The sequence below is a fragment of the Paenibacillus aurantius genome, assembly GCF_032268605.1.
In the GTDB taxonomy this organism is placed as follows: domain Bacteria; phylum Bacillota; class Bacilli; order Paenibacillales; family NBRC-103111; genus Paenibacillus_AO; species Paenibacillus_AO aurantius.
The window spans coordinates 419351-431318 of record NZ_CP130318.1 but is presented as its reverse complement, the minus strand read 5'-3'; the positions used below and the strand labels follow the sequence as shown (position 1 = coordinate 431318).

General features: G+C 56.4%; 13 protein-coding genes. 4 read left to right on the top strand and 9 right to left on the bottom strand.

The window, feature by feature from the left end; translation table 11 throughout:
- Positions 1-149: 149 nt before the first annotated feature.
- Positions 150-2120 carry a PQQ-binding-like beta-propeller repeat protein gene (locus tag MJA45_RS02185; RefSeq protein WP_315605663.1) on the top strand — a complete coding sequence of 657 codons (1971 nt, stop codon included), beginning with the start codon at positions 150-152 and terminating at the stop codon, positions 2118-2120.
- A 249-nt stretch (positions 2121-2369) separates the two neighbouring features.
- On the opposite strand, the gene MJA45_RS02180 is transcribed toward MJA45_RS02185, so the two are convergent.
- Complete coding sequence (locus MJA45_RS02180; RefSeq protein WP_315605662.1) at positions 2370-2774, bottom strand: DoxX family protein; 405 nt, start codon at positions 2772-2774, stop codon at positions 2370-2372.
- 28 nt (positions 2775-2802) lie between these two features.
- The gene (locus MJA45_RS02175) at positions 2803-3279 is read right to left on the bottom strand and encodes an SRPBCC family protein (RefSeq protein ID WP_315605661.1); all 477 of its coding nucleotides are present in this window, start codon (positions 3277-3279) and stop codon (positions 2803-2805) included.
- 334 nt (positions 3280-3613) lie between these two features.
- On the opposite strand from MJA45_RS02175, the gene MJA45_RS02170 reads away from it, so the two are divergent.
- Both MJA45_RS02170 and MJA45_RS02165 read left to right on the top strand, forming a co-directional pair.
- Positions 3614-5677, top strand: coding sequence for a hypothetical protein (locus tag MJA45_RS02170; RefSeq protein ID WP_315605660.1), 2064 nt, complete (start codon positions 3614-3616; stop codon positions 5675-5677).
- A 161-nt stretch (positions 5678-5838) separates the two neighbouring features.
- Positions 5839-6078 carry a hypothetical protein gene (locus MJA45_RS02165; RefSeq protein ID WP_315605659.1) on the top strand — a complete coding sequence of 80 codons (240 nt, stop codon included), beginning with the start codon at positions 5839-5841 and terminating at the stop codon, positions 6076-6078.
- A 131-nt stretch (positions 6079-6209) separates the two neighbouring features.
- On the opposite strand, the gene MJA45_RS02160 is transcribed toward MJA45_RS02165, so the two are convergent.
- The 4 genes from MJA45_RS02160 to MJA45_RS02145 form a co-directional block, all read right to left on the bottom strand.
- Positions 6210-6776, bottom strand: coding sequence for a dihydrofolate reductase family protein (locus MJA45_RS02160; protein WP_315605658.1), 567 nt, complete (start codon positions 6774-6776; stop codon positions 6210-6212).
- 100 nt (positions 6777-6876) lie between these two features.
- The gene (locus MJA45_RS02155; RefSeq protein WP_315605657.1) at positions 6877-7404 is read right to left on the bottom strand and encodes a nucleoside-triphosphatase; all 528 of its coding nucleotides are present in this window, start codon (positions 7402-7404) and stop codon (positions 6877-6879) included.
- Positions 7405-7427: 23 nt separating this feature from the next.
- Positions 7428-8270: an aminoglycoside phosphotransferase family protein gene (locus MJA45_RS02150; protein WP_315605656.1), complete on the bottom strand. Its 843-nt coding sequence runs from the start codon at positions 8268-8270 to the stop codon at positions 7428-7430.
- A 238-nt stretch (positions 8271-8508) separates the two neighbouring features.
- Complete coding sequence (locus MJA45_RS02145; RefSeq protein ID WP_315605655.1) at positions 8509-8931, bottom strand: DoxX family protein; 423 nt, start codon at positions 8929-8931, stop codon at positions 8509-8511.
- Positions 8932-9235: 304 nt separating this feature from the next.
- Here MJA45_RS02145 and modA point away from each other — a divergent pair, with 304 nt between their 5' ends.
- The gene (gene modA, locus MJA45_RS02140; protein ID WP_315605654.1) at positions 9236-10087 is read left to right on the top strand and encodes a molybdate ABC transporter substrate-binding protein; all 852 of its coding nucleotides are present in this window, start codon (positions 9236-9238) and stop codon (positions 10085-10087) included.
- 22 nt (positions 10088-10109) lie between these two features.
- On the opposite strand, the gene MJA45_RS02135 is transcribed toward modA, so the two are convergent.
- From MJA45_RS02135 to MJA45_RS02125, 3 genes are read right to left on the bottom strand one after another with little or no spacing between them, the layout of a single operon-like run.
- Positions 10110-10634 (bottom strand): DUF2179 domain-containing protein, encoded by a 525-nt coding sequence (locus tag MJA45_RS02135; RefSeq protein WP_315605653.1) that lies wholly within the window; start codon positions 10632-10634, stop codon positions 10110-10112.
- A complete protein-coding gene (thpD, locus tag MJA45_RS02130; RefSeq protein WP_315605652.1) occupies positions 10631-11539 on the bottom strand; it encodes an ectoine hydroxylase in 909 nt (302 codons plus the stop codon). The genes MJA45_RS02135 and thpD overlap by 4 nt, the downstream gene beginning before the upstream one ends.
- A gap of 12 nt (positions 11540-11551) precedes the next feature.
- Positions 11552-11944 carry an ectoine synthase gene (locus MJA45_RS02125; protein ID WP_315605651.1) on the bottom strand — a complete coding sequence of 131 codons (393 nt, stop codon included), beginning with the start codon at positions 11942-11944 and terminating at the stop codon, positions 11552-11554.
- Positions 11945-11968: the final 24 nt, after the last annotated feature.

Here is an 11968-nt window from a genome sequence, read left to right as displayed (position 1 = left end):
TATAGGGGGAGAAGATTGACTAGCAAAACTTTTTGAAAATTCGATTTTCACCGTTTTCATAAAGAGGTCGCTGCCCATTCTCGCTCTCCTCAAAAGGATAAGCATGAGGTATAGTAGTATCATACTTGTATGTTTGGAGGCCTATGCTAATGAAGCCCACTCTCCCCCATGCTGCGGCCGATCTCGGTCCCCAGGTGCTTAATGCCACCGTCCATACCGCCGTTCCCGGACGCGGCCCGCAGGACGGTCATCTGCTGTATGCCGTCATTGACGGGTCCTACGATGCCGACGCCCGGCTCGCCGTCATCGATCTGAACACCGGAGGGGTGCTTCGCGAGCTTCCCCTTCCGGGTGCTCCTTCGTCCTGGGCTTCCGCCGCCGCCGCAGACGGAACCATCTATGTCGGGTCCAACATGAACGGCCACCTGTACCGGTATGTCCCCGGCAGCGAAACCGCCGAAGACCTCGGCCTGGCCGTCCCCGACAACAGTTACGTCTTCGCCTTGGCGGCGGCCGAAGACGGCTCGGTCTACGGCGGAACCTTCCCCGGAGCCCGGCTGTTCCGCTATCATTCCGATTCGGGAATCACGCTGATCGGGGACGGGCCTCTGCAGGAAGGCGAGCAGTACATCCGCAGCCTGGCCTGGGATGCCGAACGGGATGAACTTTATGCCGGCATCGGCTCTCGTGCACACCTGGTCCGCTACCGCTTAAATGACGGAAGCCTGGCGGAGCTTCTGCCGGAGGAAGCCCGAGGCCAGTTCGTCTACAACCTGAGCGTGGAGGCGGGACGGCTGTTCGTCCGCGTCACTCCGGGCCGCACGGTATTCGTTTTCCGGCTGGCGGATCCGGCCCGTCCTTCCGGTGGGCTTGAGCTCGAGTCCAGGCTGGAGGAGGTCGATTCCTTCGGCGTCTCCCCTCTTCTGGAGGGAGCGGTCTATTATTCGTCCGGCGGCAAGCTCTATGCGTATGAACCCGGCAGCCCGGCCGGCCGTGAGACCGGCGCCGCCGTTCCCTTCGATCCGATCGGGTTCGCACAGGTCCGGCTGGCCGATCAGGACACCTACCCCGGCCGTACGTTGGTTGGCGTCGGCAACCGCAGCGGGCAAACCTGCTTGTTCAAGTACAACCCCGCCGCCTCTCGTATGGAGCTGGAGATTCCGGCCGTGCAGGAGTCTCCGACGCTCCTCAACAGCTTGCGCCCCGGCCCCGACGGTCTCCTCTATACGAGCGGCTACCTCGTCGGGGGGACCGGCGTCCACGATCCCGCGACGGGCCTTACCCGCCAGCTCCGCGGGCTCGGCCAGTCCGAGAATATAGCCGTGCTTGACGGGATTCTGTATTTCGGCATTTACCCGGGGGCCAAGGTGTACCGTTACGATCCCCGCTTGCCGTGGACGTTGGATCAGGGGGGCGATAACCCCCGCATGCTGTTCGCCCTTTCGGGCCAGGACCGGCCTTTCGCCATGACGGCCGGCAGCGACGGGAAGCTCTACATCGGAACCGCTCCTGTTTACGGAACGCACGGAGGGTGTCTCGCCGTGTACGACCCCGTGACGGACGGGCTGACCGTGCATGACCGTCCGGCGGGCTCTCTCAGCTTGGTAGCCGCTGTCTTCCACGACGGGATCCTCTATGCCGGAACGTCCGTATGGGGTGGACTCGGCATCGATCCGGTCGAGAACGAAGCCGGCCTGCTCGTCTTCCCTGCCGGAGAAGGCCGACCCGAGCTCGTCCGGCTCGGCATCCCCGGCCTGCACGAGGTTTCCGCGGTCACGCTGGACCGGGACGGCCTCATCTGGGGGATGGCGGAGGGCTACCTGTTCACGTATGACCCGTCCGTGCGTGCCGTCACCTGGAAGACGCTGGCTTTTCCGGAGATCATGAGCTACGGCAAGCATTACTGGCGGGACGCCCACCTGCTGCAGGCTGAAGACGGCTACATTTACGGGACCGTCCGGCTCGCCGAGGCCCTGTTCCGCATGGACCCGGCGACCAAGGAGATCACTGTGCTTGACCGGTCCGGGGCTTTCCTGCTCTGCGACGGCGGGAACGGCAGCCTGTATTACTCCGATGCCGCGAGCCGGCTCAAGCGATACGCTTTGCTGCCCCAAGGTTAGGCTGGTGCCTTTGCCGCGGCACGCCCCCGCCCGCCCCACCGATGTGGGCAGTGCCGCTCTTTCCGGCCCAGCCGACATCAAGAAGGACCAGTCCGCAATGGCGGCTGGTCCTTCTTGATGTCGGCCAAGGGCCGTTTGGGGGGCTGGCGCGGCGGAAGCGTGGATGCTTTCGCGTTAGGCGCTAGCTTGGTGTTGGCCAAGGGCCGTTTAGGTTTGGGCGGCGGAGGTAAGGCGGCCCCGCATGAGACGCTAGCCCAGCGTGGGAACGGCAGCCGCCGTTACGGCCACGCTTGCTTTTTTCCTCTTGTGGTAGAACACGTAGGAGCCGGCAATGATGAGGTATCCCACAAGAAAAGTAATCCATCCCCCAACGGGATCGCCTACGGAGATGGTCGAATACATGGCCCCCGTCAGATCAAAGACGAACCCCGCGTACGCCCATTCCTTCACCCGGGGGAAGCCCGGAACGAGAATGGCGACAATCCCCAGCAGCTTAGCCAGCCCGAGAAACGGAAGCAGGTAGGCCGGATACCCCAAATGCTCGAACAGTTTAACCGCATCGGGAACGGACAGCAGGTCGGGAATGGCCCCGACACCCATCAAGCCAATAAGCAGAACGGTAAAAATCCAATAGCCGGTACTGATTTTTCTCATTTGCGATCCTCTCCTTTGGATGGGAAATTTAGAGTCGGGCCAGCTCTTCTTCGAGACGGTCGAGAGTCGAAGCCGCTCCCTCCACCGCTCCATACCGTTCGACGCTCACCTGCAGCTCCTCGGCGGAACGGAACGCCATTCGCATGACGATGTCCGTCTGGCTGCCCTCCTCGGCAAAGGTTACCGTCACCTGGAACTGCTCTTCGTCCACGCTGTCCCCGTGGGAATAAACGAGCCGCTCCGGCCGGACGACTTCCCGGTAACGGATCACATTGTCGTAGTCCACGCCGTCCGGCCCATGCATCACATAGCGCCATACTCCCCCCGGCTTCACCTCGATCTCCTGAACCGTAATGGTAAAGCCCTTCGGTCCCCACCAGTTCTGCAGATGCTCCTGCTTCGTCCATGTCTGGAAGACCAGCTCGCGGGGAGCGGGCATGAGGCGTTCGACGATCAGTTCTCTTCCTTCCACGGTCGTCTTGGTGTGTTTGGCTTGGCTAGTCATTGTCTTCATTCCTCCTGAGTGGTTTTATTCGATGCGCTTTCCGATGTCTTAAATATACCCATATTGGAATATTCCTGTCAAGGAATAATTTAAATTTTTCTTGGCCTTTTCTGCTTGCCTGACGCGATCCCTTCCTGGATTCCTCCCAGGGAAGAAAATCTTTTGGAAACGAAGGTCCGGCGCCACTGGATTTCAGCCAACGGGTATGTTATCGTAATTTCGTGTCACACGTATCGAACCTGTATTATTTTTGTCCATTCAGTTAAGGAAAGGAGGATACCCGCAGATTCTGAAATGATTGCGCTTACAACTTCACATTCAGGAGGAATGCACCATGACCATGATCCGCCGCTTGCCCCTTACCTCTCTTAGCCGCAAGCTTCTCGTTTCGGTTCTCTCTTCCTTGATTCTCTTGATGGGCGTCTCACTTCCGGCCCGTGCCTCGGGCAACCTGTGGTACGACAAATATACCGCGCTGGAGCAGTCCATCGGCGGCCAGTATTACACCAGCCCTGAATCCGGCACCCTTGCCTGGTCCGAAAGCTATATCCTCCGCAGCTACCTGTCCTTGTACCAATCCACCAAAAACACCGCCTGGCTCGATAAATTCACCACCCATTCCGATACCATTCTCGCCAATGCCAACGACAACGACGGAGACGGCTACCTTGGCTGGGATACGTACAGCTACTCTCCTCTCGACGTGCCGAACGAGGGATTCGAAACGGCTTCCGCCACGGACAGCACCCTCCCGGACGGATGGATTCGCTTCCAGTCCACCTCGGCCACCGCTTACCGCTCCAATGCGGCAGGCGAGTACAACAACGACAGCTGGGGGCTTGTGCTGAAAACGAACGGAACCTCCTGGCAGAAGCTCTACCAGCCGTTCATAGGGTATGAGCCGAACACTCACTATGTCCTTCGCCTCTACGGTAAAACGAACGGCTCCGCCGCCAAAGGCCAAGCCTACGTCTATGACCGGACAGCCGGCACGATCCTCGGCAGCGTCACGGTGGACGGTACCGCGTGGTCCTTCTATTCCGTGGAGTTTACGGCTCCGGCGGCCGGACATACGCTCGAGCTGTGGCTCGGGCACCAATCGTACAACGTCACCGGCGGAACGGCCTACTTCGATAACGTGAAGGTCAGCGCCCGCTACCCCTATCTCGTTCATGACGGCATGACGACGCTGCCCATGGCGGAATTCGTCCGCCTCGTGGCCTCGGATTCCTCTCTGTCTGCTTATCAGACGAAGGCCACGACCTACCGCAGCTTCATCGAGAACGAGATTGTGCCCCGCTGGGAATCGAGCTCCTACATAGGCAACAGCTGGAAGGAGGTAACCCCCGGGGTGTCGGGCATCTACATGCACCCGCCCAATCTCCGCGATACGCTCGGCTTCGGAGCTCCGAACAAGAGTCTTCCTTTCAATATGTCGATCGCCTTCACCCACATGCTGAAGGTGATGTATGACGTGAACGGAAACGCCGCCTATCTAAGCAAGGCCAAGAAGATGGCCCAATATCTGAAGGACAATCTTGCCGCGAACGGCACCGCCTATACGTGGAATTACAGCGATTCCAGTTCTACCCCTCCCGAGGATACGGCACACGGGCATGTCGATGTTGCTTTCGCCGTAGAGATGTACCGGAGCGGACTCATCTTCACAAGCTCCGATATGGACAAATTCACCTCCACCCTCGTCGACAAAATGTGGAACCAGTCGCTCACCGCGCCTACTCTGGCGCGCTATGTAAGCGGCCTTTCCCCCAGCCAGACCCAGTACTCCAAGGTGATGATGAACTGGCTCGAACTGGCCCAATTCAAGGATGTCGTCTGGTCCATCGCGGCTGAGCAGTTCCGCAGCTATACCCCGGCCAACACTGGAGATCTGCTGACGCTCGCGCACATCATGAAGTGGGATCCGAAGAAGCTGACGAACCAAGGCTTTGAGCTCGTCTCGAGCGCCGACAGCACCTTGCCCGCCCGCTGGGCCCGCGTGGGCTCGACATCGGCGACGGCCTTCCGGGATGCCGCCAACAAGTACAGCGGCGCTTACGGGGCCACGATCGTAGGCAATGGCACGTCCTGGCAGTATTTGACGCAGTCGTGGAAGGATTGGACGTCTTCGGCCTCTTATATCCTTACCTTCTACGGCAAAACCGACGGCTCCGGAGCCGGAGGGCGGGTGATCGTCAAGAACGAGACCACGAACACCTCGCTCGCTAACCTTACGTTCAGCGACACGGCCTGGACCGCGAAGTCGGTCACCTTCACGGCCCCGGCCAACGCCACGGATGTCGTCACCATCTACCTCGGCCACACCACCTATACGGTGGCGAACGGCAAGGTCTTTTTCGATGAGGTGAAGATCAAACCGTCGGCCGACGCCTGGTAAAAGGGACTTGGTGTAAACAAAGAGGTAACGGAAGAAGATGCGGCAGCCTGGGACGGTAAGGTGACGTCTTGGACGGCCGCTTTTTTTGTATTGGGCGTCTTCGGCTTAAGGACGTACACATATATTAATAAAATTACCTGAAGGAATAGAGAGGAAGAAGTATGAACTTAACCTCAAAGCAACGAATCGTGTTACTAGCATTAACCACTGAATGGCAAACACCAATACAGATTGCTAAAGGTTTTCCAACAGCATCAGGGGATTTTCCAGATGTACAAAAGGTCCTTAAAGACCTTTTGAGAGTTGGATTGGTGCAGATTAATCCAGTTGTTATCGGACTATATCGGCTAACCCCAGATGGCATAACGATAAAGGAGTTAGAATTGAGAGAAAACCAATAAATGGCGTATAGCTTACATCAGAAGATATAAAAATTTTTATTTGATTAGATATAAATGATATTAACAAGGGTTTGAAAGAATTCTTCCCCATGGATATCCATTCCATTGAGCATTTTAATGCAAGATGTCCGTTAAATCTTCCGGTAATGGACCACTATCGCCCCGTTTTCATACGTTTTGCTGCTTTTCAACTGCAAACGGGCAACCCTTCCCTCCCCCTCAAACAATCGATCGCCGCTTCCGGCAATGGCCGGATGCACAGTCAGCCACAGCTCATCGTACAGATCATGCTGAAGGAAAGACTGCCACGTACGGACGCCACTCTCCACGGAGATGGACAAGCCGCCTTTTTGTTGGAGTGCCGTTATTTCTTGGACAAAGGCCTCCGGCTCCTTAACAATCAGTCGTTGGGAGTTGGCCCACACCAGATCCGGATTCGATCGCGTAAGAACTAGCTTCTCCATTGCATGGATTCGCCTGGCCACGTCGCGTTCAAGCGCTGACTCCGAGGTCCGTTCCGCCGCCTGCCAATAGCCGGCCATGGAAGCATACGTTTGGCCTCCCATGATGATCGTATCGACGGTTTTATAATAGTCATAAGCATCCAGGAGCATCTCTTCGCTGTAGTCCATCCAACGGTCGAGATCGGTAACGACCCCATCTAGCGACATATGCAAGTACAAGTTAACCTTTCGCATCTCTTCCCACCTTCCGAAAATCCTCCATGCCCCATCATTATAGCAGGCAGCGAAGGCCCCGGATTTCTTTTCGATTGCGGTTATGCCGTTCCCAAGCCCTTTACAAAAACTTACGAATATCCTTTGATATTCTTTCTATCATTGACTCCCGATTCTCTTCACCCAGATGATAAAGCTTTACCCCCGGCAGCTTCTTTATCTGGTCCATACTCGGATGGCTGTCCACACCAATGGTCCCTAGAATAGCATGGGTAGAACTCGAAATAACTTCGTGGATCATGGTTTCAAAAGGAGCGGACAACATTTGCATAAAGCCGATCTCATCTACTACCGTGATTTTCTTAGTAGTTAATGACACCCTCACGGCTTCCAAAGCCACACTTTCAAAAGCATCCAGGTCCACCCCGTATCTCCCTACCCTTACCGGACTTGTACTATCCACGCTCGCCATACAGACGGTCTTACCATCAAGCGTTATGCAGGTAAATCCCGTACGATCGGTAGAGCTGCGGATTTCTTCCGTGTAAAAACCGCCAAAATATTCGGGACCCGTTTGTTGAATAATCCGCTTGATCGCTGATGATTTCCCGGCCCGGGGTTTACCGGTTAACAAAAAACAGGTTTCCAATCTCTCGACTCTCCCTTTAGCCTCTAGCTAGGCCATCCATCCAAGCATCTCGCGAAGCGCTCCGTGATTTGGATACCTCGGTGCCAATCCGTTCCTCCGTCTTCCAACGTCCAGCAGGCCTCAAGCACACCTCGCGCCACGCCCCACATCGCGATTCGGCGAGGGTCCAGGCTGAGGCGTTCGGCCATAAGCGCAATCCGATTGCGCAGCACCACCTCACGGTCACCCCCACGATCCTCATAGTTAAGCAGATACTGGATCGTATCAAAATGGATATCCCCGATGATGCCCTTGGGGTCAATCATCACCCATTGGTCTTCGCCCCGGCGCAGGATATTATCATGATGCAGGTCGCCGTGCAGCAGGCAATTCTCCTTTGTGGTTGTGATGAGGTACGTCAGACATTCTTCGGCATTTTCCAACCAACTCTCCGGCAAAGGAGAGTCATTTACGTCATCGAACCGTTCCCGGTATCGCTCAATGGCCGCGAAATGCTGCTTCATGGATGGGTAGGCACGGCCGGTTGGTGCTGGGAGATGAAGGTGGCGGAACACTTCGCAAAAGATAGTCGTAGCGCGGGCATCATCCTCAATGGACGACAAGGGCGTGCCTGGGTCGACCCCCTCTAGCAAAGCCACCCCCCACTCCTCGTCTGCCTCAAGCACATGAACCGCTCCCCGGCCTTCATAGGCACGAAGCACACTAACTTCCCTGGAAAGCTCGTCTTTCAAGAAAGACGCTTTAAGGACGGCCGGCTTTCCGTCCCTAAGCTTAGCTCGGAGTACGAAGTTATAGGACAAGTTGGAAAAGGGGGCTTCCGGGATAAAGTGGAACCGGCTTGCCCAGTCGGTAATCAGCCGGGGCAAAGCCTTCGACCATGCGACACCTTGCTCACCATGAAGGACACGCATTTTTTCAATAAAAGTATCGGGGATCATCAACTACCGTCACAGCTCCTTTCGCCGAAGCGTTCTGTTCCTTCCTTTCTTTGACGGGAAAGGGGCTAATTCCTTTTACGGCTAAGTCCATCAGCAAAATCTCTCCCGCGGTTTTCCTAGGGGTCCGTCTTTTTTGGAAAAAGAAAAAGAGCCCTTCCTAAGGGGCTCAGAGTTTGCGGCTCTCCGGACGCAGCGTCCACGAGGCGAGATTAAGGGCAGCGTAGAAAAGCGGAAGGATAAAATGAAAGCCGTAATCCCCATAATCGTTAGCGAACGCATGGGACAATGCCGCACCCGTCATTAAGAAGAAGATACCGGCATAAGCCCACTCCTTAAGTCGAGGAAAACCGGGTACCACGATCGCAATGACTCCAAGTAATTTCCAGCTTCCGAGAATATAGGTGACGTATAAGGGAAAGCCAATATCGGTCACCAACTCGACATTCCCCCCATATCGCATCAGCTGCCCAATCCCGCTTAACGTAATGGACATGGCGAGTAGTAAGGTGACTGTCCAAAAAGCAATCCTCTTCCCCCGGGGATGGGTTTCCGCTCTCCCGATTGATGGCGCACCGATAACTTTACTCATTTGTTTTCCTCCTAATGGGTTCAAGTGGCTTCATTAGGACACTGTTTGGTGTCCTTTCTTTTATTATAGGACACCATTCGGTGTCTTGTCAATCTTTAGATTACCGCCTAACCGCCAAAAAGCCCGCCTCCGCGCTTATCGCGCGAAAGGCAGGCCTTCTGGAAACGAGTCCTCCGTCGGTGGAGGCTCCCTCCAGCCATGTCTGCTTGTCTTCTTCACAGCCTCCAGGCTATCATGGAGAGGAAGTCCCGCCTTCTACTTGAAAAGCGGGATTCATCCGATTATCTTCCAAGGAGGTGGGCGAATGCGATTTTTTGCCAGAACCATTGGAATTCCATTCGCGGTCCTTCTTGTTCTTGCCGGCTGCGGATCCACCCGGGTGCCGGACCCGGCCGTCGGAGACACCGGAACGTCCCCGCCTGCCAAGACGGAGCCGGGTACTTCCGCAGCGCCAAAAGAGACGGTCGAATTGACCGTCTCCGCCGCCGCCAGCCTGACCGATGCACTGAAGGACATCGAGAAAGCGTATGAAGCGAAACAAAACCACATTAGGCTTACCTTCAACTTCGGCGCCTCCGGCTCTCTCCAGCAGCAGATCGAGCAGGGCGCGCCGGCCGATCTGTTCTTGTCCGCAGCGCCTAAGTATATGCAGGCGCTCGTGGACAAGGGGCTGGTCGACCGGGGCCGGCAAACCACCCTGCTCACCAATGAGCTGGTGGTCGTCACCCCGGCAGACGCTCAGACGGCGGCTGCCTCCATGGCGGACCTGACCAAAGGAACGGTCCGGAATGTAGCCATCGGCGTGCCTGCCAGCGTACCGGCCGGCGCTTACGCCCAGGAGGCGCTGCAGAAGGCGCAGCTGTGGGATGCGCTGAAGGCCAAGCTTGTTCAAGCGAAGGACGTCCGGCAGGTGCTTCAGTATGTAGAAACCGGCAACGCCGATGCCGGCTTCGTCTACAAGACGGACGCCCTGACGTCCCGGAAGGTTCGAATCGCTTTTGCCGTGGAGGCGGGCACTTATACGCCGGTGGAGTATCCGGCCGGAGTCGTCCAAGCGACCAAGCACGCTCCGGAAGCCGAAGCCTTCTACCGCTACCTTCAATCGCCGGAAGTGCTTGAGATTTTCGGCCGCTACGGATTTTCTCTGCCCAAGTGACCTTGAACAAGCAGCCGCACTCCTACTCCCTGCCTGTCATTTTGACCCAGAAGCCGCCCTTGAACTGCTTGGGCTCGTGGGAAATGACGAAGGCTTGGGGAGACAGAACCTTCAGCAGCTCCATCAGCCGCTTTTCGTTGGTGCGCTTCACCAGGACCTGAAGAACGAGACGCTTGCCGTCTCTTCCGTCCGCCGTCCACGAAGTCACCCCATAGCCTTTATCCCGCAGCTTCTGGGGAAGGTCGACCTTGAGCGAATCTACGATCACCTGCACGACGAGGTAGCCGAGGGCAAGATACTCCTCGATGCGGCTGCCCATGTAAACCCCAAGCCCGAAGCCTACGCAGTAGGCTGCCATGTTATAGGGGTTGCTCACATTGCTCAGGACCAGATTCAGCCCGATCAGGTAAATAAAGACTTCGACCATCGCGAGGACCGACGCGACTCCTTTCCTGCCCTTGATCATCAAGATCAGGCGCAGGGTAAAGGCAGAGACATACACGATGTTAATGGCCATGATGGCGCCGATCGTCGCCCAGGAAATCATAGGCCTTGACGAGTCGCGATAAATTCAGGCCGCGGCTTTTGACCAGAATAAGGCTCCCTTACTTGGTTCTCCTTGCTGTTGAAGACGATAAACACGTTGCTCCGCGGCATCGGGGTAATGTTGCTGTTCGAGCCGTGCATGATGTTGCAGTCGAACAGGACGATGGAGCCCGCCTTGCCGACGGGCGTGTCGATGCCCCCTTCCCGGACAAGAGACGTCAGGCTCTCCTGATCCGGCACCCCGTATTCCTGCTTGCGCAAGGAATCCTTGTAATGGTCCTCCGGCGTCTCCCCAACGCAGGAGATGAACTTCTTATGAGAGCCCGGAACCACCATCAGCGGTCCATTGAAAGGATAATTGTCTTCGAGAGCGATGGAGCAGCTCAAGGCTCTCATGCGGGGCATGCCGTCCTCCACGTGCCATGTTTCGAAATCCGAATGCCAGTAAAACTCCTTGCCGCTGAAGCCCGGCTTGTAGTTGATGCGGGACTGGTGGATATAGGTCGGGCCGCCCAGGAGATAATCGATGATCGAACGGAGCCGCGGATGCTCCGGCAGCTTCTTGAAGATCTCATTGCGGTTGTGCACGGCAAAGACCGACCGGACCTCCTCGTTGCCGGGCTCCCGGATCACCTCCACGGACGAATCGCCGCGCGCCACGTCCTGAAGCGTACGGGCCGCCTGTTGAAACATGGCCAGCTCCTCCTCCTGGAAGAAGTTTTCGAGAAACAAATAGCCGTTCTTCTCATAGAAGTCGGACTGCTCCCGGGTCAGCGGGCTTGCCGGGCTCCATTCCGAATGAACCACCGGATCCTGGCGGGTGAGGACCTCGGGCTGGGCTTTTTTGCGGGAAGGATACACATCCTCTGTCAGACGGGCAGGTGCCGTTTCGGTTGAGCGGGTCATGGGATCATCTCCTTATTTAATAACTGGGATATGAAGCGGATAGGTTCCTTCGGCGTCATGAACCTCCGCGCCCGTAAGCGGCGGGTTAAACACACAAACCATTCTCAGCTGCGACCGGGCCCGCAAATAATGCTTCTCGTTGCCGTCCAAGGCATACATCATGCCCGGTTTGATCTGGTAAGTTTCTCCCCCGATAACCTCGATTTCTCCTTCTCCTTCAAGGCAGTAAACGGCCTCCACATGGTTTTTATACCAGATCAGAGTTTCCGTACCGGCCTTGATGATGGTGTCATTGAGTGAGAAGCCCATTCCGTCCTTGTGCAGGAGCAGCCTTCTCGAGTTCCACGTCTTCGTGTCCACGTCGTCCTTCGTATTAAGTATGTCCTCCAAATGTTTAACAATCATGGAAATTCCTCCTGTTTGGGTAAT